The organism is Clostridium sp. TJA038, from assembly GCF_058310255.1.
In genome coordinates this window covers 114,398-137,665 of sequence record NZ_JBZEFA010000005.1, presented here as the reverse complement: position 1 = coordinate 137,665, position 23,268 = coordinate 114,398, and the positions used below count along the sequence as shown (strand labels likewise).

The following is a 23,268-nucleotide window of genomic DNA, read 5'->3' as shown; positions in this document are numbered from 1 at the left end:
CTACTCCTTGTTTTTCTCGTAAAGAATCTTAAGTCCTTCTAAAGTTAATTTACGATCTACTTCATCAATTACATCCGTTTCGCTATAAACAAGTTTAGCTAGCCCTCCTGTAGCTAATACAAATGGTTCTTTCTCTCCTAAGTCAATCATTTCTTTTTTCATACGCTTTACTATATACTCAACTTTTCCAATATACCCATAAATTATTCCAGCCTGCATACTAGTAACCGTATTTTTACAGATAACACTCTTTGGCTTTTCAAGTTCTATTCTAGGTAATTTTGCAGCTCTTTCAAATAAAGCATCTGCTGAAATTTGAATACCAGGGCATATGTTTCCACCTAAGTAATCTCCCTTTTCAGTAATTGCACAAAAAGTAGTTGCTGTTCCAAAATCTATTATTATCATAGGTTTTTTATGCTTTTCAAAAGCTGCTACAGCGTTTACTATTCTATCTGCTCCTACTTCTTTTGGATTATCATATTTTATGTTAATACCAGTTTTAATTCCAGGTCCTACTACAATCGGTTCTTTAAAAAAGCACTTTCTAACCATATTCTCTAAAGAATGCATTATATTAGGAACAACAGAAGAAATTATAATTCCTTCTACATCTTCTGGATTTAATTTAGCCTGATTAAATAATTGCATAACTTGTATTGAATACTCATCTGATGTTTTCTTAGAATCTGTAGATATTCTCCATGATGCTATATATTTATTATTATCATGAACACCTAGAACTATATTTGTATTACCTACATCTATTAATAAAATCATGTGTCTTACACCACCTTAATATAATTAAAGACAGCTAATAAAGCTGTCCGGAAAATACCATGTACCCTTTATATAACAATATTAATTTTAACAACTACTATATATTTGTCAAGCAATTACAATTACTAGTTTTCAAAATAAAAAGACCTATATGAATATTTATTAAAAATACTTATATAGGCCTTTAAAGTTATCTAAAGATTTAGAATAATCCTACTATTTCTCCATCTTCTTTTATATCCATTTTGTTAGCTGCTGGCACTTTTGGTAGCCCTGGCATTGTCATAACATCTCCAGTTAAGACAACTATAAATCCTGCACCATTTGAAACTCTAACCTCTTTAACTGTAATATCAAAATTTTCTGGTCTTCCTAAAAGACTTGGGTTATCTGATAAAGAATACTGAGTTTTTGCCATACATATTGGAAGCTTATCTAAATTAAACTTTTCAATTTCGGCTATTTGTTTAAGAGCTTGTGGAGTATAATTTACTCCTTTTCCTCCATATATAGTTTTAACTATTTTTAATATTTTTTCCTTTATAGGTTCTTCTGCACTATAAATCATTTCAAAATTTGAAGGTTCAGTTTCAATTGTTTTTATAACTTTATTTGCTAAATCAATTCCACCTTCTCCGCCTTTTTCCCAAACCTCAGTTAAGCTAACCTCTACCTTAGCTTTCTTACAGAAATCTTCTATTGCTTTAATTTCCTCATCTGAATCTGTTATAAATTTATTTATAGCTACAACAACTGGTACCTTGTAAGATTTTATATTTTCTATTTGTTTTTCTAAATTCTTAATTCCCTTATTTAAAGCTTCAACATTTGGTATGTTTAACTCATCTTTTTTAACACCGCCATGATGTTTTAAAGCTCTTATAGTAGCTACTAAAACTACACAATCTGGTTTTAAATTTCCATATCTACATTTTATATCTAAGAATTTTTCCGCACCTAAGTCTGCTCCAAATCCAGCCTCTGTTATTGTTATATCACTAACTTTTAAAGCTGTTTTAGTTGCTATTATAGAATTACATCCATGAGCTATATTAGCAAAAGGTCCTCCATGAATTATAGCTGGAGTATTTTCTAAAGTTTGTACTAGATTTGGCTTTATAGCATCTTTCATAAGTAAAGCCATAGCACCTTCAACTTGTAAGTCTTTTGCATAAACTGGCTCTCCCTCTAAGTTATATGCAACTAAAATATTTCCCATTCTTTCTTTTAAATCTTCTAAATCACTTGCTATACATAATATAGCCATTATCTCTGATGCAACAGTAATCATAAATCCATCTTCTCTTAAGAATCCATTAGCCTTGCCACCTAGGCCAACAACTATTTCTCTTAAAGCTCTATCATTCATATCCATAACTCTTTTAAAAACAACTCTTCTTGAATCTATTCTTAACTCATTTCCTTGATGAATATGATTATCTATAGCTGCACATAAAAGGTTGTTTGCAGAAGTTATTGCATGCATATCTCCTGTAAAATGAAGATTTATATCCTCCATAGGAACTACCTGTGAATATCCTCCGCCAGCTGCTCCACCTTTAATTCCAAAAACAGGTCCTAATGATGGTTCTCTTAAAGCTATAACTGAATTTTTACCTATTTTATTTAAAGCTTGTCCTAAACCTACTGTAACTGTAGATTTCCCTTCTCCTGCTGGAGTTGGATTTATAGCTGTAACTAAAACAAGTTTACCTTCTTTATTATTTTCTAATTTCTTTATAGCATCTAAAGATATTTTACATTTATATTTTCCATAAAACTCTATATCATCTTCTGTAAGTCCTATTTTCTTAGCAATGTTTATAATTGGCTCCATCTTAGCACTTTGTGCTATTTCAATATCATTTTTCATAAATCCGCACCTCATTCCAAAGTAATCTAATTACTATTATACCCATATTTTCTTAAAAAACAAAGGATTTTATCGAACATTTAATTATTTTTTAAAATAAATCATTCGTATTTATATTGTATAATTGGTACAATTATTAAAATAAAAAAGGTGCTTTTAAAAGCACCTTTTTATTATGAATTCTCAAATATTTCTCTAAATTCATCTCCATCAATTTTTTCTTTTTGAAGTAATGCATCTGTAACTGCATTTAGCTTACTTATATTTTCACTTAACATAATTTCAGCTCTATTGTAAGCTTCATCAATTAATTTTTTAATTTCCTCATCTATTTTAGCACTAGTTTCTTCACTTATATTGCTACTCTTACCAATATCTCTACCTAAGAATACTTCTCCGCCATCACCATTTCCAAATGATATAGGACCAATTACATCACTCATTCCATATTCCATAACCATACTTCTTGCAATATGACTGGCTCTATCTATATCATTTTTAGCTCCAGCACTTATATCACCAATAACTAATTTTTCTGCAACTCTTCCACCTAAAAGTTCTACCATCTTATCTTTAAGCTGTTTTTTAGATGTATGAGTTCTATCTTCATCTGGTAAATTCATTGTATAACCAGCTGCCATACCTCTTTGTATTATACTTATTTCATGAACTGGATCTGCATATTCTAAAAGATTACTTACAACAGCATGACCTGATTCGTGTACTGCAGTAATTCTTCTGTCATATTCACTAACAACCCTGCTCTTTTTCTCAGGACCTGCTATTACTCTTGTTATAGCTTCTTCAATATCAGTCATATCTATACTATTTTTTCCACATCTTACAGCTAATAAAGCAGCTTCATTAGTTAAATTTTCAAGGTCTGCACCACTAAATCCTGGTGTCATTTTTGCTAAGACACTTAAATCAACATCATCTGATAAATGCTTGTTTCTTGTATGAACTTTTAAAATTTCTTCTCTACCTTTAACATCTGGTAATCCAACTAAAATTCTTCTATCAAATCTACCAGGTCTTAATAATGCTGGGTCTAAGATATCTGGTCTATTTGTTGCGGCAATCATAATTATACCTTCATTAACTCCAAATCCATCCATTTCAACTAAAAGTTGATTTAAAGTTTGTTCTCTTTCATCATGACCACCACCAACACCTGCACCTCTTTGTCTACCTACAGCATCTATTTCATCTATAAATATTATACAAGGAGCATTTTTCTTAGCCTGTTCAAATAAATCTCTTACTCTTGAAGCACCAACACCTACAAACATCTCAACAAAATCTGAACCAGATATACTAAAGAAAGGAACACCAGCTTCTCCTGCTATTGCTTTCGCAAGGAGTGTTTTACCTGTTCCTGGAGGACCAACTAAAAGAACTCCCTTAGGTATTCTTGCTCCCATTTCTATATATCTTTTTGGTTGTTTTAAGAAGTCAACAATTTCCTCTAATTCTCCTTTTTCTTCATCAGCACCAGCAACATCTTTGAAAGTAACTTTATTACTATCTAAGTTAGCCATTTTTGCCTTACTTTTACCAAAATTCATTACGCCCCTATTTCCACCATTATTCTGGGCTTGTTGACTAAACATGAATAAAGCAAATAATATAACTCCCACTATAAGTATTGTTGGAAGGATGCTAATCCAAATTCCCATATTATTTGGAGGTGTATATTTAATTACTGTATCTATACCTTTATTATCTTGTAAAAGATTATCTAGCATTTGATTTGAAACATAAGAAGTAAATCTTTTTCCATCTTTCATTACACCATCAACGACCATTTTATCTTCTTTTATAGTCATTGTTTCAATCTTATTCTCTACATATGCCTCTTTAAAATCTGTATATGATATTACTTTTCCTTGAGTTCCATTTCTATAAAAAGCAAATGCAAACATAAGAATTATAGCTAATATAGCTAAATAAGTAATTACATTTTGTACTTTTTTCATCTCTATGCCCCCCTTCTCTGACCATTATTTTTTAATTGATTTCAAAATAAAATTATAATATATTTTTACAATAGTTTTTAATTATTTATTGTAAATCTCTTCTTTTAAGGCACCAATAAAAGGTAAGTTTCTATATTTTTCAGCATAATCTATACCATAACCAACTATAAATTCATCTGGTACATCAAATCCTTTATATTTTGCTGAAACATTTGAAGTTCTTCTTGCTTCTTTATCTAATAAAGCAACTATCTCTATACTAGCAGCTTTTCTAGCTTTTAAATATTCTAAAAGATAGCTTAAAGTAGTTCCTGTATCAACTATATCTTCAACTATAAGTACATGTTTATTTTCTATATCACTATCTAAATCCTTTAAAATTCTAACAACTCCTGAAGTTTGAGCTGAATTTCCATAACTTGAAACAGCCATAAAATCTATTTCACAAGGAATATCTATATTCTTTATAAGGTCTGATGTAAATACTACAGAACCCTTTAATATTCCTACAACTAATAAATCTTTTCCTTCATAATCCTTACTTATTTCCTTAGCCATTTCCTTTACACGCTTAGCTAATTCTTCCTCTGAGTATAAAACTTTTTTAATGTCATCTTTTATGTATTTTGCCATACTAACTTTCCTTTCCTTTATAGATAATTTTAATTACCCTTTTAGTTTTATTTGTAACTTTAAATGTATCACTTACATTTAAGCCTACAATCCAAGCTATCTCATTATTAAATAAGACTAAAGGTATAAAATCTCTTTTCTCTTTAGGTATTTTATTATTTATAAAAATATCTTTTAGCTTTTTAGTGTTTTTCATCCCTAAAGGAATTATCTTATCCCCTTCTCTTCTAAATCTAATGTCTATATTGGAAATTTTATCATAATCAAAAGACTTTATAAATCTATCTTTTGAAAATTTCTCACCCTTTTTAAAATCTTCTAATATAAATTCATAAGTGCCTAAAAGACTATCTTTTATTATAACCTGTTTTTTTTCCTCTAATTCTTTTCTAAAATTATTTAAAGTTATACATTTATCTTCTTTTAAAGAATCTTTTTTAAGCAAACTTATTCTTATTTTTCCATATTCATTTGAAGCTATTACTCCATTTGTAATATTAATCTTTTTTCCTGTTTTTCTATACTTTAAAGCTATTATGTCCTTAATATGCTTTAGCTCAAAGTTATTATTTTTTGAACTTACTTCAACTAAAGCTCTTTTTATAATTCTTGTTAAAAGTGCTTCCTTCTCTGAAAAAGCCTCTTCTTTTATCAAGATACTATTATCTTCTCTTACACAAAATTTAGAAAAACGTTTATTAACTTCCTCTGTAATAAACTCTACGTCTTTACTACAACTATAAGCTAATCTATTTAATGTGTTTATTATATCCTTATTAAAATTTTCTTCTATAAAAGGTATAGCCTTAAGTCTTATCTTATTTCTAGAATAAACTTCTTCTAAATTAGTTTCATCTATTCTAGGATTTAAATTATTTATTTCACAATACTTTTCTATTTCTTCTCTATTTAAAATAAGTATAGGTCTTATAAATATTTTGTCTCTAACAGGCTTAATTCCAACTAATCCTTCTATTCCAGTTCCTCGTAAAGCCCTCATAATAACGGTTTCTGCTTGGTCATTAGCATTATGTGCTATAGCTATTTTATCTAAAGAATATATATCTTTTAACTCTGAAAAGAATTTATATCTTTCCTCTCTTCCTGCCATTTCCGTTGAAATATTCTTTTCTTTACTTATTTTATTTATATCTACTCTTTTTATAAAACATTTTATATTTAAATTTTCACAAAGCTCTTTAACGTAAGCTTCATCTTCTAAGGCACTTTCTCCTCTTAAACAATGATTGACATGGGCTGCATATACTTCTATTTTTAATAAATCTTCAAGTTCTTTCAAAATATGAAGTAAACATACTGAATCTGGACCTCCTGATAAAGCTACTAAAACCTTATCTCCACTTTCAATCATGGAGTTCTCTTTTATAAAATTTATAACCTTTTTCTTCATTGTAATTCACTCCATAAATATTATATTTTGCCCTAATATTATAACACATAAAAAAACTCTTATGTTCTTAAAAAGTTCGTATAATTAAATTTAATTGTCAAAATAAAGGAAAGTGTATAAGAATTTGTTATTTAAAATAAACTAAGTGATTTAATAAATTTTAATTCTTATACACTCTAAACTCTAATTTAAAGCAAAAATTTTAGATATAACAACTGTCATGTCATCCTTAGCCTTTCCTCCACTTAATTCCTTTGCCTTTTCTAAAATTGCTATTGAAAGTTCTTTAGGTTGTCTATATTTAGTATTCTTTAAAAATTCAATTAACCAAGTAGTATCAAAACTACCATCACCTTTAATGTCTAAAACACCATCACTTATACTAACTATTATATCTCCATTTCCTACTTGTTTTTCTACTGTATCTACATCAGGTTCCTCTAAAACTCCAAAAGGAAGAGTATTAGAATTTATAACTTCAACTTTGCTTCCTCTTTTTATAAAACTCTCTATAGCTCCAACTTTCATAAACTTAGCTATGCCTGTATACAAATCTATTTTATTCATATCTAGGGTTGAGAACTTTTCATCCTCACTAAATTTTATACTCATTATAGAATTAACAGCATCAATTGCTATTTTTTCATCAAAGCCAACTTCCATAAACTTTTCTATTATCTCAACAGAAATCTTACTTTCAAGTCCTGCTTCGGGTCCTGAACCCATTCCATCTGATATTACTGTTATATAATTACCATCTCTTGTTCTTCCATAAGAATAAGAATCCCCTGTAAATTTTTCTCCCTCTTTTGTAGCTACAGCAACATGAGAGTTAACATGATATTTTGGTGCCTCTTCTATTATTACTTCACACATATTATTTTTACTATTTATATTACAACCTTCACTTAATATGCTCATAGTTTTACCTAAGGTTTCATTAATTATTGGTAAAACAGTTTTTACACAACTTTGAGAACCCATACAATTTTCTAATTGCATTTTTATTTTTATTCTTCCATTTTTATCGTTATAGCATATTAAATTTCCAAAGTTTACACCATATTTTAAAAGAGATTTTTTTATGCTTTTTTCTATATCAGTACATAAATGAAGTTCATTGCCAAACTCATCTACTATTTCATTTATTGTAATTGACATATTATTTATGTGATTTGATAAAATTTTTCTTCCTTCTCCTAATCTACTCTTTAAAGTTTCATTTACCATATAAATATTCATTGTATCCTCTAAATTTTTTACTAAAGCATATTTTTTAATACACTTCTTTTCTAACTCATGAGGAAATTCTCTTGAATTATTTTCATAATTTCTTATTAAATCTGAAAAAGCATTATAGGTTTGATGAAGTTCCCTCTTCCAACACATATATCTCATATCACAATCACTACAAGTTCTATCTGATAAATTTTCTACTAAAGCATTTCCTTTGCTTTTTATAGCTAACTTATCATTTACCACTAGATTATTTAAGGATTTTCCCATTAAGGATAAAACATCTGTAAAGTCTTTTAATCTCTCTGTTAATTCATCTTTTATTTCTGAAAATCTAACTTCACTAAAATGCCCAACCTTTTTATCTTTATTTATTTCTAAAGAAATCTTCTGATATATTCTTTTTGGAATTAATAAAAATATAAATGTTCCAACTAAACTTTCAATAAATAAAAAATCACTAAATACACCTGCGTAAAGGGTTACTATTATAAAAATTATGTTAAATGATAATGCTGTAAAAAGCTTACCTGATTCTCTAAAAATACCTGCAACTAAGCCACAAGCACCATAAATAGCTATATTCTCTAATAAATTCCCAGTTGCAAACCCTAATATTATCCCCATAGTTATTCCTGCACCAGCTCCCATATTTGTATCTGATATAAATGCTAAAGCTACTATAAATAATATAGCTACTATATTTCTTATACTAATATCACTTATGGATATACTTCCTATACCAACAATTAATAAGCACAAGAATAGTTCTATACTTACAATTTCATCTATTGAAAAAAAGTGTTGTGTATTAATTTCTTCTATACATTTTAAGGTATAACTAACCACATAATATATTGGAAACACTAAAGCAGTAACAGATATTGCACTTATTAAACTTAAAACAATATCTCCCTCTTTAAATAAAACCCCATAAATAAGCAAACCTAAAAATACCATTGTAAAGCTCAATATATTTCTAATTTTTTTATTTACCTTGCTCATAGAAATTATTGTAATTACAGTAGATATTATTATGTAAGCTGGAAAATTAATAACTTTATTAAATAAGGTAACGTAACCTATTACAACACCTATACTTGAAGCCAAAATATATTTTTTATCATAGTTTGTTATGGCAATTAAATATGCTAATCCAAAGGGAGCTAATACTTGAGCTACTCCAAAAGTCATATCTAAATAAACCCTACTTATTAAAACTCCTGCCACCATAGCTATAATAAGCCCTATAGTAGAGACTTCTATTTTCATCTTATTTTTTATTTCATTAGAATCTTTTATTCTTTTGTAATTATCAATCTTAACTCCACATTGCATAGTTATCCTCCTAACCTTCTATCTTTATCAACATTATAGCAAGATTATAAGGAAAATTTTGTAAATTAATAGAGGGATTTTTTATTTTTTTAAGACATCAAAAAACATTTTTTTATTTGCTTATATTACTTTTATTATAATTTTATAATTTAATTACCAGTTTATTGGAAATAATTTTATACTAATAGCATTTTTTAGAATATTATCGTTTTTATATATAATTTTTTTGTTGAATAAGATATGATTTTATATAAATAAATATTTATATAAAAATAAAAACTCATCTTTAAAAGATGAGTTTTTGGTGCCGAAGACCGGAATCGAACCGGTACGATGTGTTAGCATCGCAGGATTTTAAGTCCTGTGCGTCTGCCAGTTCCGCCACTTCGGCATGTATTAAANTTGGTGCCGAAGACCGGAATCGAACCGGTACGATGTGTTAGCATCGCAGGATTTTAAGTCCTGTGCGTCTGCCAGTTCCGCCACTTCGGCATGTATTAAATTTAAATGGTAGCGGGAACAAGATTCGAACTTGCGACCCTTCGGGTATGAACCGAATGCTCTAGCCAGCTGAGCTATCCCGCCATGTGGTTGCGGGGGCAGGACTTGAACCTACGACCTTCGGGTTATGAGCCCGACGAGCTACCAGCTGCTCCACCCCGCGATATTATTGGTGCCGAAGACCGGAATCGAACCGGTACGATGTGTTAGCATCGCAGGATTTTAAGTCCTGTGCGTCTGCCAGTTCCGCCACTTCGGCATGTCATGGTGTTTCCCAACGACAAGATTTATTATACATAAGCCTTAGCATACTGTCAACATATTTTTTTATTTTTTTTATAAAATTTATTAAATATATTAATAAACCCTTATAAAATCTAAGTTCTCACATAAAAATAAATTGCAAAAATTTATAGAAAAACTAAGCTAAATAGTATATTTTAAATTTAAAACCCCTTGGAAAATATCCAAGAGGCTCCAATCAATTATTATATTGACTTTCTTTTTCTTTGTTTTACATCTTGATGTTTCTTTACATCTTGAAGTCTTTCTTCACTATCCTTTAAAAATTTTGACATTATATCTTCAAAATTTTGTTTTGGCTTAGCTTTTTTCTCATTATTCCAATCAAAATCTGCAGGTTTAACAGATTTCTTCTTTGGTGGCATAGCTTGCTTTATTGATAAACTTATTTTTCCTTTATCATCAACTGAAATTACTTTTACCTTTACTTTGTCATCTTCTTTAAGATGCTCTCTTATATCTTTAACATAAGTATCTGCTACTTCAGATATATGAACTAAACCTGTTTTTCCTTCCACTTCAACAAACGCACCAAAGTTTGTGATGTTAATTATTCTACCATCTAATATGTTTCCTGCCATTAAGGTCATGTTTAAAAGTTTCCTCCTTAAATTTTTATAAATAAAATATATGTTATTTTTAATTAATAACCTTATTTATTTTTATTATTGTTTTCTTCAGCATTATTTTGTTTATCTTGAGGTGAATTAGAGTTAGTAATAACTTTCTCTCCTTCTTTAATCATTCCCAATCTTTCTCTTGCCATTCTTTCTATGTATTCTTCACTTGAAGATTGGTTTACCTCATCTTGTAATTTTTTATTCTTATCTTGAAGCTCTTTAAGTTGAGTTTGCTTCGCTTCTATGTTCTTATTTATTTTATTCATTGTAACTTCCTGCCTAATTACAGAAATTACTAATATAGCAATTAATATAAGTATTACCATATTTTTTAAATTAATTCTTTTTTTCACTCTTATACCCCCATACTTAAAACGGTAAGATATAAGTCTATTGTAAACACTATTATAGCTTAATTCAAGCAATTTTTACCTTATGAATTAACTTTTTAATTAGTAAAGGTATTTTTAAATGCATATCTCATATTTTTAAGTATTATTCTTATATTCTTTAATAGTATAGCAATAAATTTATGTTGTATTCTTCTAAAATATTTTGATAATGTTTTTAAGTAAATAATAAAACTTATTCCCATAAATACATAAAAATAAATCCCCATAAGTGCATAATTATACCTTAATAAAAACAAGAAAATAACTAAACTACACCAAATCCAGAAAAGTATATCCTCAAAAATTAATACAATTTTATTCTTACAAACTCCTCTAAACTCTCTATAAATATCAAATAAAAATCCAATAATAACTCCTGATAATATTGAAAGTATGATTATTTTAAACTGAATATCTATATCTAATAGCATTTTTATCACCTATTTAAAATCTTAGAAAATAATTTTCTTCTTTTTTTAACCTTTTTATTTAAATAATCAATATTACTTATAAATCCGCCTATTACAACCTCCCCATTTTGAACATCTAGTTTATTCATTTTTAATTCACTTCCTTTTATTATTAAAGGACCTAAATCTGTTTTAAGACTTATTTTTTCATCATCAAAGTTTATAACTTCATTTACTCCTGTAATAGATAAAACCTTCCTATTATCTAAGGAAAGACTACTTGTACCTTTTTTTATTTTATGTTCCTTATCTCTTTCATTCATTAAGGAATCCTCCTAAATAAAATATTTTCCTCACCCTATGATTATTCATATTGAAATAAAAAAATGACTAATATAATTTCAAATTATATTAGTCATTTTTAAATACTACTTTAAAGCTAATCATACTATTTACTTGTCTTCTTCGCCTTCTAATATTTCATACATTTCTTTAGCATTTTCTTTTCTAACATGTTCTGCTATATTTATAACTCTAGCCTTTAGAGTTCTATTTCCAAATAATATTTCTATTATATCTCCTTCTTTTATATCATTAGAAGGCTTAGCGATTTTTCCATTTATTATAACTCTTCCACTTTCACAAGCTTCTTTAGCTACAGTTCTTCTTTTTATTATTCTAGATACCTTTAAATACTTATCTAATCTCATATAAAAATCTCCTTTTAAATAAAAATATTAATAAAAAAGCCCGAGTAAAATAACTCGGGCTTTTTTAAGTTAAATTAACAAAACTTAAAATATCTAAAATTAAGCGTTAACTCTTTCTTTTAATTCTTTACCTGGCTTAAATACAGGAGCTATTGAAGCAGGTATTTTTATAACTTCTTTAGTTCTTGGGTTTCTTCCTTCTCTTTCAGCTCTTACTCTAGTTTCGAAAGTTCCAAATCCAACTAATTGAACTTTATCTCCGTTTTCTAAAGTTTCGCTAACGCTTTCTATGAATGCTTTTAAAGCTAATTCAGCATCTTTTTTAGTTAAGTTGCTTTTTTCAGCCATGCTTGTTATTAATTCTGCTTTATTCACTTTTACATCCTCCTTAAAATTCCAGTTACTTTACTGCAATAATTGTTTGCTAATTATCCAATGAACTAGCATCAACTTATATTATCATAATATATATTTCTTTCTTTGTATAGTCAATACTTTCAATTTTTGCCCTAAAAATACTGATATTTTTGCATTTTTTTTAAAATTTATTGCTTTTTATATTTTAGCAAGCCATAAATTAGTAAAAACGCTTATTTTTCACTTATTTTAGCTTCTTCCCATAGTTTATCCATCTCTTCTAAAGACATATCTTTTAAATTTTTATTGTTCTTTATTGATTGATTTTCAATGTATGAAAATCTCTTTATAAACTTTTTAATTGTTTTATCTAAAGCTAATTCTCCATCCACTTCTAAGAACCTTGCTACATTTATACATGCAAAAAGTAAATCGCCTACTTCACCTTCTATTATTGACTTATCTTCACAATTATAAACCTCTTTTATTTCTTCTAATTCTTCTTTAACTTTATCCATAGCACAATTTATATTATCCCAATCAAAGCCTACCTTTTTAGCCTTTTTTTGAACCTTATATGCTCTAGTAGTAGCTGGAAGTGATTTCGCAATACCTTCCATTTCTTCAGTTAAAGTTTTAATTCCTTTTTCCTCTTTTTTTATTTCATCCCAATTTGATAAGACTTCTTCTGAATTATCAACATTCTTATTTCCAAAAACATGAGGATGTCTGTTTATCATTTTATTTGATACTGCACCTATTACATCCATAATATCAAAGTATCCATCTTCTTTTCCTATAGAAGAATGGAATACAACTTGAAGTAAGACATCTCCAAGTTCTTCAATTAACGCCTCTTCATCCTCATTTTCAATAGCCTCTATAACTTCATAACATTCTTCTAAAAGAGCACTCTTTAAACTTTCATGAGTTTGTTCTCTATCCCAAGGACATCCTTCAGGACTTCTTAAAAATTCTATTATATCTAGTAAATCTTGAAAATCTTTTTTATTATTTAAATCTTTAGGAATATAGATTGATGTTAAATAATCTATATCTTCCTGCCAATCTAGCTCATATAAAGGTATTTTTCTTATACTCTCTAAACCTTCAACTCCAGCTGCTCTTACAAATATTATTTCAGTATCATCTTCATATGCTTCTAAAAGCCTTAACTTAACTTCAGAAGCTATGAAATTATTATACACTTGAGTTATTATAGTCCCAACACGCTTATCTAAAATTTGATTTTTCATATCAAAGGCATCAATTATTTTAACCCCTTCTATAGGATCTACTTGAAGTGCTTCCATCATAGCATCCACAAAGCTAACTGCTGGTAAAACTTCATAGTTAATATCTTTTTCTTTACATAATTCAATTAAATTAACTACTGACTTTTCAGCTACTAGAGGATGTCCTGGTACAGCATAGATTAAATCTTCCTCATTATTAACTTTAGTTATTAAATCCTCTGCAATATATTTATAAACTTCATCAAAATTATCATATTTTTCATAAGCATAATCATATGATTTAAACTTGATTCCTTCATCTTTTAAAAAATCAACTGTAGGATGTTTTTCTGTTCTAAAAAATATATTCTTATTGTTTTTTAACTCTTTTAATGCACCTATTGTTAAAGCTTCATAGGCACCTGGTCCTAGCCCAATTATCTTAAGCATTCCATATTCTCCTTCGCAATTTATATTAATTTTTTAGCTTTCCCTTTATTTCTTCAATACTAAAAATCTTAAGTACAAACAATGATATCATATATATAATAATACCCACAAATATAGCTATTAAGCAAGATATACTGTTATTTTCACTATATTTTAAAGCTTGCGAATATAAATATAAAACAGTTCCAATCATTAAAATTGATGCAAATATTGGCTTTATTATTACATCTTTTATATTAGGCTTATATTTAAACCTCTTTTTCATATATAAAAGATTTAATAATACTACTAGAGAATAAGATATTATTGTTGCTATTACAGCACCATAAATATTTAAAGATTTTATAGGTATTAAAGTAATTGTTAAAACAATTTTTAATATACATCCTATAAACAGATGAAGAACAGGTCTATAGTAATAACCCATACCTTGTAGAATAGATGTTGTTATTTGTGTTCCAACTAAAAATGGAATACTTATTGACAAATATTTTAATATCATAAATCCATCAGCTTTTCCTGGAAATAAAAGATTCATTATAGGTTCTGCCATGAAAAACAGCCCTAAAAAGCAAGGAATTGAAACTATCATACATAGTTTCATTGTAGTATCTATTTTTTCTTTAACTTGAAATTTATCTTTAAGAATATACAATTCAGAAATTATAGGTATTATTGATGCTGCTAAAGCTGTTGCTAATGTCATAGGAATGTTAGTAAATACTGTTGCCTTTCCTGTTAGTTGAGCATATAAAACAGTAGCTTCTTGCCCTGTAAAACCAGCTTGTAAAAGTTTTTGTGGAACCAAAACAGAATCTATAACTCCCATAACACTTCCTACTGCTGCACCTATGGATATAGGAAGTGCTATATTTATTATTTCCATAAATATTTTATGACTTCCCTTTATTTTTCCTAACCTAAAACTTTTTTTAATTTTTCTATACTTAGGAATTAAATATATTGAAGCTACAAAGGCTCCAGCTACTGCACCAAAGGAGGCTCCTCCAGCAGAATACTCAATTCCTTTATCTATTAAAAAATATGCTAATCCAACACCTATAACAACTCTACCTATTTGTTCTATAACTTGAGATACAGCTGTTGGATTCATATTTTGAAAACCTTGAAAAAATCCTCTAATCGGAGTTATTATTCCAATTAAAGTTGGTGCTAAACAAATACCTAATATTGAATAATATGCTTTATTATCCCATTTCAAAAATGGTAAAAGAAACTTTCCTCCTACTGCTAAAAAAATGCTTGTCCCTATTCCTAACAAAACCATAACTTTTAAAGCTTCTTTTATTACTTGAAAACTTTCTTCATATTTTCCTAATGCATTTTTTTCTGATACTAGTTTAGATACTGCAATAGGTATTCCTGCTGCAATCGCAACAAAGAGCATATATAAGGGATATGTCATTTGATAATATCCTAACCCTTCATCTCCTATTAACATTATTAAGGGCCATCTAAAAAACAACCCAAGAAACTTAGCTAAAATTCCAGCAAAAGCAAGTATTAAACTACCTTTTATAAGGGATTGTTTATTCATAAAATACCTCCAAATTTAAATTAAATAAATTATATTTAAATACTATGTCTTTTATAATATTTATTAGAAATTCAACCTTTGTAATACTTAATTAAAATAAGGATTTACTTTACTTTAATTAAGTCTCATTTTATATTATTTAAAATTCAGAGGTATTATTACTATTTAAAATATAATTATTAAATTATAATAGCTTAAATTACTGTTCCATTTGTTTTCCTAAAAAGTTAGCAGCTGTTTCTGCTAATTTTTGCTCAACTTCACCTAAAGGTTTTCCTTCTTTAGAAAGTATAACTACTGCTCCTATAGCATCCCCTTCTGCTAATATAGGTGCTATTACTTGACCTGTGTATTTTCCTTCTTCATCATCACTATGAATAGGTATTAAATTTTTATTATTAGCACTTAATACTACAGACTTTCTTTTGTTCATTATATCTTCTAAGTCATCACTTATTTTTCTTTCTAAAAATTCTTTCTTAGAAGTTCCACTTACAGATATAAACGCATCATTATCAGATATAAGAATTATATGTCCTGTTGATTGTTGTAAAGCTTCAGCATACTCTTTAGAAAAATCAGTTAATTCTCCTATTGGTGAGTATTTTTTTAATATTACTCCTCCATCTCTATCTGTAAAAATTTCTAAAGGGTCTCCCTCTCTTATTCTTAAAGTTCTTCTTATCTCCTTAGGTATTACAACTCTACCTAAATCATCAATACGTCTTACTATTCCTGTAGCTTTCATTTATTTGTACCTCCTTATAAAACATAATAATTACTAATTTTTATGTACACTAATAGTATTAAATTTATTTGAAATTTTATGCATATTCATTCTATTTATGTCATCTTTAAATTTAATAGCCAAATTAAGAAAATATATATTAAAGTTCTAAATAAAAAAAGACTTATGGAATAACTTCCATAAGTCTTAATAAATACTATTTGCTTATTTTTAAGCCTTCTTGTAATTTATCTTCATAAACTTTTACATTTAAATCTTTTTTCCATTGGTCCATATCTTGATTAAACTTTTCTGAATCTTTTTGTTGTTTTAACATTTGTACTATTTGTGATTTAACAGCATCAAAAGGTAATTGTGCACCTTTTTCATAAGTTGGACCAGCTTCAATTATATGATATCCAAATCTAGTTTTTATAGGCTTAGATATTTCACCTTCTTTTAAATCTTTTAATCCTGCTACAAAGTCTGGATCTAAACCTGAATTTTCTTCAGGAACTACTCCTAAACTTTCTGCTATAGGGGTTTTCTTTTCTGCTTTATTGTTTTGATATTTTTCAAATAAATCGTTAAATGTTGTTTTACCAGATTTTATATCGTCATAAGCTTGTTGAGCTTCTTTTTCATTTTCAAATAATAAGTGTCTTGTAAGAACCCCTGTTGCATTCGCTACAAACTGTTGCTTATTTTCATCATAATATTTTTTAGCATCCTCATCTGTTACCTTTACATCTTTAGTAGCAGCATTTATAGTAGCTTGAGCTATAACTTGATTTTTTAAGTAGTCTCTAAAAGTTTCTTCTGTAAAGCCTTCATTTTCTAAAGCCTTTTTAAAATTATCTCCAAACTGCTTTTTAATACTTTCAAATTGCTTATCTACTTCTTTTTTTATTTCATCCTCTGATGGTGTTACGCCTAATTTTCCTGCTTCAATAACTAATACTTTTTCATTTACTATTCCTTGTAAAGTTCCTTGTCTTTGTTGTAATATTTGTTGAGCAGCCTCTGGGTCTTCCATGTACTTATCTCCATATTTCTCCTTTAAGCTATCAAAAAGTCCCTTTAGATGTGAATCAACTTCTCCTAAAGTTATTTTTTCTCCGTCTACTGTAGCTACAGCAGTTTTCTCAATAGCGGCTTGAGTTTTTTCTACCATATTACACCCAACAGCACCAAACATTAAAACTCCAACTAGTGCAGCTCCTACTATCTTCTTTACACTTATCATTCTAATACCTCGCCTTTCTCCTATTAAAATTTACATAATATTCTAATTAAATCCTATTTTAGTATATCAATGTTACAATAATATTTCAATTTATAAATTATTAATTCACTAATTACTCATTTCTTAAATTTATTATTTTATCAAGCATTTCCTTAAATATTTTTAAAACATCTTCTTTCTTTCTATCTTTAACTCTATATAAAAGTGTTGGCTTATCTAAAAATTCAATTAATATATCTTCTTTATAATCCTCTAAAAGAATTTTAAATATTCTCTTATCAGTTCTTTCTCTACTTTCAAAGATAAATATTACATCTTCATTTCTTTCTTTTATTTCCTCAATATTTAAAAGTTTTGCTTTACTTTTTATATAAGCTATATCCATAAGATTATATACAGTATGTGGAATAGATGAGAATCTATCTTCTAATTCCTCTTTAACATACTCATAATCTTCTTCATTTTCTATAGCTGCAATTTTCTTATAAACTTCAATCTTTTGAATTTCATCTTTTATATAACTTGAAGGAATAAAGGCATCAACTTTTAAGTCAACAGTAGTTTCAACTGGTTCTCTATCCATCTCACCTTTTATAATTCTTATAGTATCCTCTAACATTCTACAATATAAATCATACCCAATAGCAGCCATATGTCCATGCTGAGCTGAACCCATCATATTTCCTGCTCCTCTTATTTCAAGGTCTCTCATCGCAATCTTAAAACCTGAGCCAAGTTCTGTGAAATCTTTTAGAGCCTTAAGCCTTTTCTCTGCTACCTCAGTTAAAACCTTATCCCTTTGATATAAGAAATATGCATAAGCAACCTTATTGCTTCTTCCGACTCTTCCTCTTAATTGGTAAAGTTGAGAAAGCCCCATTTTATCAGCATCATTTACTATCATTGTGTTTACATTTGAAATATCAATTCCTGTTTCGATTATTGATGTACAAACTAAAACATCATATTTTCTTTCCATGAAATCTATCATTTCAGTTTCTAACTGTCTCTCTGTCATTTGTCCATGAATTACAGTTGCTTTACACTCTGGAACAAGTTCCTGTATATAATTTGCTACTTCTTGGATACTTTCAACTCTATTGTGAACAAAATAAACTTGACCGTCTCTATTAATTTCTCTTAAAATTGCATCTCTAATAAGTTGGTCATTCTGTTCTACAACATATGTTTGTATAGGATATCTATTCTCAGGTGGTGTTTCTATTACTGAAATATCTCTAACACCAGTAAGAGACATATGAAGTGTTCTAGGAATAGGAGTTGCACTTAAAGTAAGAACATCAACATTTTTCTTAAAGCTTTTAATTTTTTCTTTTTGAGCAACACCAAATCTTTGTTCTTCATCAACAATTAAAAGTCCTAAATCTTTAAATTGAATATCCTTAGATACAAGCCTATGAGTTCCTATTAATATGTCAACATTTCCCTCTTTTAAAGCTTTTAAAGTTTCAGTTTGCTGTTTCTTTGTCCTAAATCTACTTATCATATCTATTCTTATAGGAAAACCAGCAAATCTTTTTTTCATATTCTTATAATGTTGTTCAGCTAGTATTGTTGTAGGAACTAAGAATGCAACTTGCTTTCCTTCCATTACTGCTTTAAATGCCGCTCTAATAGCTACTTCAGTTTTCCCATATCCAACATCACCACAAAGCAATCTGTCCATTACCTTATTTGCTTCCATATCACTTTTTATATCTTCAATAGCTGATAATTGGTCTGGTGTTTCTTCATATGGGAATTCATCTTCAAATTGCTTTTGCCACTGAGTATCCTTTGAAAATTTATAACCCTTAACCGTTGACCTTTCTGCATATAATTTAACTAAATCACCAGCTATATCGTTTATAGACTTTCTAACCTTAGCTTTAGCTTTTTGCCAGTCATTACCACCTAGCTTACTTATCTTAGGAGAGGCACTATCTGAACCTATATATTTTTGAACTAAATCTAATTGTTCAACAGGAACATATAACTTATCACCTTTAGAATATTCAATATCTAAATAATCTCTTTTATGTCCTTGAACCTCTATTTGTTTTATTCCCTTATAAACTCCAATACCACTATTTACATGAACTACATAATCTCCAGGCTTTAACTCTGCAAAGCTTTTAATCTTAGATACGCCCTTTGATTTTTTTCTCTTAGTCTTTTTAGCTTTTTTACTTTCACCAAAAACACTTTTATCTGATATTAAAGAAATTTTTATATCAGGATATTCAAATCCTTTATTTTGTTCTCCAAAGGTTATTACTACTTCTCCATCATTTATATCATTAACATCATCTTTATAAACACTTTCTATATCTAGTTCTCTTAAAGTATTTACTAATCTTTCTCCTCTTGGTCTTGTTCCTGAAAGTATTAATGTTTTAAATCCATTTTCCTTATTTTCTTTTATATCTTCTATAAGCATATCAAGTTTTCCTTGATAACCACTTTTAGTAATTTGTTTTATTTCAACTCTATTTAAAGAATCTATAAAACCGCCTTCTCCAAAAGGAACTAAATTTATAACCTTATTACTCTTAAGAGATTCCTCAACAAAACTATCATCTAAAATCAAATTAATTTGTGAGGGTAATATGCTTCCTCTCTCTAAAAAAGATTCATAATTTTCTTTAAACTCAAAAATAGTACTTTCTAATTTTCCCTTACATCTTTTAGCGTCATCTATTATAAAAGTATAGTTATTAAAATAATCAAAAAGTGTTGCTGGCTTATCAAAAAAGAAAGGAAGATAACTATCTATAGTTTCAAAATTCCATTTCTCTTCTAAAGATTCTATATTCCTTTTAATTACTTTATTAAGCCTTTCTTTAACTTCTTTATCTGAAACCTTACTTTCAAATTCTGAAAGTTCACTTCTCATTTTTTTTACAGCTTTTTCTATTATTTCTTTATTTAATATAATCTCCTTAGCAGGAAAAATCTCTGCTCTCTTTACTGTTTCTATACTTCTTTGAGATTCCACATTAAAGGTTCTTATAGACTCAACCTCATCTCCAAAAAGTTCTATTCTAAAAGGATTTAAAGAATTAGGAGGAAATACATCTAATATACCTCCCCTTAAAGAAAATTCTCCCTTACCTTCAACAGTTTCTAATCTTTCATATCCACTTTCAACAAGTTTACTTGCAATATCATTTAAATTTATTTCATCTCCAACTTTAATTTTAAAAACATGATTTTTATAAAGTTCTTTAGGCGTATAGGTTGCTATAAAAGATTCTATTGATGTAACAATTATTTTTTTTGTACTTCTTAGCATCTCCTTTATAACTTTTAATCTTGCCCATCTTAAATCTCCTGAAATTGCATCTATGTTATAAAAAACTATTTCTCTTGAAGGTAAATAATAAACATTAGGTAAATAAAAAGATAAATCTTCATATATATTTCTAGCCTCAATATCATTGTGAGTAACAACAACTATAGGCTTATCTGATTCTTCATATATACCATTTATAAAATAGGATTTTCCAGAATCAGATAAACCTTTTATAATTATTGGATATTTTTCATTTTCAATAAAAGATTTTGTCTTTTTAAAAGCCTCACTATTTAATAAGGGAGTCATTAACCCCTGTAACCTCAATCTAAACACCACCATTTCTAAAGTAAATAAATTATTCTATATTAACTCCATTAAATTTATTCATTGATTCCTTAGCATCATTTTTTATTATTTCAACTATTGCATCACTAGCTATAGGAATAACTTTTTCCATCTTTTCTCTATCTTCTTTTGAGAATTTCCCTAAAACATGATTTACTAAATTATCCTTAGGTTGTCCTACCCCAACTTTAACCCTTGGAAATTTATCTCCACCAAGATTTTGTATAATGCTTTTTATTCCATTATGTCCACCAGCACTACCTTTTTCTCTAATTCTCAATCTTCCTATGTCTAAGCTAATATCATCATAAACAACTATTATTTCATCATCTTCTAGTTTGTAAAAGTTAGCTAGCTCTCTTATACTTTCTCCACTTAAATTCATATATGTTAAAGGCTTTAATAAAATAACCTTTTCATTTTCTATAAATCCTTCGCCTAAAACCCCTTTAAATTTTTCCCTATTTACATCAATATTATACTTATTTGCCATATAATCAATTACATCAAAACCAATATTATGTCTAGTTTGTTCATACTGTTTTCCTGGATTTCCTAATCCTACTACTAAAATCATATTAACCTCCCTATAAAATAAGTTATTATTTAAAAATTAAATCATTCTTTAATTATACTTTCACTATTAATATAAAACAATAAAAAACCCCTCACTTTGTGAAGGGCTTTACCTTTTTATTAATTTAAAGTTACTAAAATATCTTTAATATCTTCTCCTCTTATAACTTTAATATTAATCTCATCACCTACTGAATATTCTTTTAATAAATTAACTAAATCCTCTACATTTTTAATCTCTTTTTCATTAGCTTCAATTATTATATCCGTAGGCTTTATTCCAGCTTTAAAGGCATTACTATCTTTTTCAACATCTTCTACATATATTCCATAAACATTACTTTTTTCATCTGAAACAGTAGAACCAGTAATTCCTAAGGTAACATTAGAAGTTTCCCCATCTTTTCTTATTATGGAATCAACTACTCTTAAGGCATCATTTATCTCTATTGCATAATATATTCCTTCTTTTGAAAATTTCTTGGTAAAATATAGACTGTTTATTCCGATTACAACTCCATTATAATCACATAATATTCCACTATTATTTTCTGAATTTATTAAAGAATTAGTTTCTATAAGACTTAGAGAATCTGAATCATTATTTTCATCTTTTCTTAGCTCAAGTTTTTTTATAGGAGAAGTTATTATTCCATTTGTAACAAAACCTAAAGGCTCTTCACAACTTGAATTTCCTAAGGCAGCAACCTTTTCTCCTACTTCCACAACTTCTAATTCAGATGTTGAAATACTTTTTAATCCATTAGCACCTATTTTTAAAACTGCAATATCTGTTTCTTTGTCAAATCCAACAATTCTAGCTTCAAAAGGATTGATATCACTACCTGATATCTTAACATAAACTTTTGAAAATTCTTTTATGGCACTATAACTAGTTATTATGTATCCATCTGTTCTCACAATAGACCCTGAAACGTTTTTATCAGATTCTTTTTCTGACGATAAATTACTACTATCTTCACTAATCGTAACTAAACTAGACCCTGATTTATTAACTAAATTAGTTATATCATACCTTCCATCTTTTATCTCATTTAAAAGACTTTCTTTTTGTTCTTTAATCGTTAAATCTTTAGTATAGTGTTTAAAGGCAATAAAACTCACTAAAACAACTAGAATAATAAAACAAAATAACTTTAATAAGTTTTTTATCCAAAACCTTTTTTTATCCTTTTTAATCACTATATTGTCATAGTTATTTTCATTTACTCCATGGGTCTCCTTCCCCTTTTTAGAGTTTTTAAAAAAATTCCCCATAAAGCCCCCCTA

General features: G+C 28.0%; 19 protein-coding genes and 5 tRNA genes. All 24 read right to left on the bottom strand.

From position 1 onward, the window contains the following. Positions 1–780 (bottom strand): type III pantothenate kinase, encoded by a 780-nt coding sequence (locus AC4FQV_RS09670; protein ID WP_491165401.1) that lies wholly within the window; start codon positions 778–780, stop codon positions 1–3. A gap of 202 nt (positions 781–982) precedes the next feature. Further along, the gene (locus tag AC4FQV_RS09665; protein WP_491165400.1) at positions 983–2,653 is read right to left on the bottom strand and encodes a formate--tetrahydrofolate ligase; all 1,671 of its coding nucleotides are present in this window, start codon (positions 2,651–2,653) and stop codon (positions 983–985) included. Between the two features lie 173 nt (positions 2,654–2,826). Further along, positions 2,827–4,632, bottom strand: a complete 1,806-nt coding sequence (gene ftsH / locus AC4FQV_RS09660; protein WP_491139962.1) for an ATP-dependent zinc metalloprotease FtsH — start codon at positions 4,630–4,632, stop codon at positions 2,827–2,829. 81 nt (positions 4,633–4,713) lie between these two features. Next, entirely contained in the window at positions 4,714–5,265 is a 552-nt protein-coding gene (gene hpt / locus AC4FQV_RS09655; protein WP_491139963.1) for a hypoxanthine phosphoribosyltransferase, read from the bottom strand. 1 nt (position 5,266) lies between these two features. Next, complete coding sequence (gene tilS / locus AC4FQV_RS09650) at positions 5,267–6,676, bottom strand: tRNA lysidine(34) synthetase TilS (protein WP_491165399.1); 1,410 nt, start codon at positions 6,674–6,676, stop codon at positions 5,267–5,269. Between the two features lie 183 nt (positions 6,677–6,859). After that, a complete protein-coding gene (spoIIE, locus tag AC4FQV_RS09645; protein WP_491165398.1) occupies positions 6,860–9,250 on the bottom strand; it encodes a stage II sporulation protein E in 2,391 nt (796 codons plus the stop codon). A gap of 302 nt (positions 9,251–9,552) precedes the next feature. Beyond that, positions 9,553–9,641: transfer RNA gene (locus tag AC4FQV_RS09640), tRNA-Leu, on the bottom strand. A gap of 12 nt (positions 9,642–9,653) precedes the next feature. Further along, positions 9,654–9,742, bottom strand: a tRNA-Leu gene (locus AC4FQV_RS09635). A 16-nt stretch (positions 9,743–9,758) separates the two neighbouring features. Further along, positions 9,759–9,835, bottom strand: a tRNA-Met gene (locus tag AC4FQV_RS09630). A gap of 3 nt (positions 9,836–9,838) precedes the next feature. Continuing rightward, a tRNA-Met gene (locus tag AC4FQV_RS09625) sits at positions 9,839–9,914 on the bottom strand. Between the two features lie 7 nt (positions 9,915–9,921). Beyond that, positions 9,922–10,010: transfer RNA gene (locus tag AC4FQV_RS09620), tRNA-Leu, on the bottom strand. Between the two features lie 229 nt (positions 10,011–10,239). Then, complete coding sequence (locus AC4FQV_RS09615; RefSeq protein WP_491139966.1) at positions 10,240–10,644, bottom strand: S1 domain-containing RNA-binding protein; 405 nt, start codon at positions 10,642–10,644, stop codon at positions 10,240–10,242. A 62-nt stretch (positions 10,645–10,706) separates the two neighbouring features. Further along, positions 10,707–11,027 carry an FtsB family cell division protein gene (locus AC4FQV_RS09610; RefSeq protein WP_491139967.1) on the bottom strand — a complete coding sequence of 107 codons (321 nt, stop codon included), beginning with the start codon at positions 11,025–11,027 and terminating at the stop codon, positions 10,707–10,709. Positions 11,028–11,122: 95 nt separating this feature from the next. Then, positions 11,123–11,497 (bottom strand): spore cortex biosynthesis protein YabQ, encoded by a 375-nt coding sequence (gene yabQ / locus AC4FQV_RS09605; RefSeq protein ID WP_491139968.1) that lies wholly within the window; start codon positions 11,495–11,497, stop codon positions 11,123–11,125. Between the two features lie 5 nt (positions 11,498–11,502). Beyond that, the gene (gene yabP, locus AC4FQV_RS09600; protein ID WP_491139969.1) at positions 11,503–11,799 is read right to left on the bottom strand and encodes a sporulation protein YabP; all 297 of its coding nucleotides are present in this window, start codon (positions 11,797–11,799) and stop codon (positions 11,503–11,505) included. Positions 11,800–11,928: 129 nt separating this feature from the next. Continuing rightward, positions 11,929–12,186, bottom strand: a complete 258-nt coding sequence (locus tag AC4FQV_RS09595; protein WP_491139970.1) for an RNA-binding S4 domain-containing protein — start codon at positions 12,184–12,186, stop codon at positions 11,929–11,931. Positions 12,187–12,285: 99 nt separating this feature from the next. After that, a complete protein-coding gene (gene hbs / locus AC4FQV_RS09590) occupies positions 12,286–12,561 on the bottom strand; it encodes a non-specific DNA-binding protein Hbs (protein WP_003450698.1) in 276 nt (91 codons plus the stop codon). Positions 12,562–12,776: 215 nt separating this feature from the next. After that, positions 12,777–14,228 (bottom strand): bifunctional methyltransferase/pyrophosphohydrolase YabN, encoded by a 1,452-nt coding sequence (yabN, locus tag AC4FQV_RS09585; RefSeq protein ID WP_491165397.1) that lies wholly within the window; start codon positions 14,226–14,228, stop codon positions 12,777–12,779. 25 nt (positions 14,229–14,253) lie between these two features. Then, positions 14,254–15,786 (bottom strand): putative polysaccharide biosynthesis protein, encoded by a 1,533-nt coding sequence (locus AC4FQV_RS09580; RefSeq protein ID WP_491165396.1) that lies wholly within the window; start codon positions 15,784–15,786, stop codon positions 14,254–14,256. 199 nt (positions 15,787–15,985) lie between these two features. Continuing rightward, entirely contained in the window at positions 15,986–16,534 is a 549-nt protein-coding gene (gene spoVT / locus AC4FQV_RS09575; RefSeq protein ID WP_491139973.1) for a stage V sporulation protein T, read from the bottom strand. Between the two features lie 196 nt (positions 16,535–16,730). Next, positions 16,731–17,759: a peptidylprolyl isomerase gene (locus AC4FQV_RS09570; RefSeq protein ID WP_491139974.1), complete on the bottom strand. Its 1,029-nt coding sequence runs from the start codon at positions 17,757–17,759 to the stop codon at positions 16,731–16,733. 112 nt (positions 17,760–17,871) lie between these two features. Further along, entirely contained in the window at positions 17,872–21,381 is a 3,510-nt protein-coding gene (mfd, locus tag AC4FQV_RS09565) for a transcription-repair coupling factor (protein WP_491165395.1), read from the bottom strand. A gap of 31 nt (positions 21,382–21,412) precedes the next feature. After that, positions 21,413–21,979, bottom strand: a complete 567-nt coding sequence (gene pth / locus AC4FQV_RS09560; RefSeq protein ID WP_491139976.1) for an aminoacyl-tRNA hydrolase — start codon at positions 21,977–21,979, stop codon at positions 21,413–21,415. A gap of 119 nt (positions 21,980–22,098) precedes the next feature. After that, complete coding sequence (locus AC4FQV_RS09555; RefSeq protein ID WP_491139977.1) at positions 22,099–23,256, bottom strand: S1C family serine protease; 1,158 nt, start codon at positions 23,254–23,256, stop codon at positions 22,099–22,101. Between the last annotated feature and the right edge of the window lie 12 nt (positions 23,257–23,268).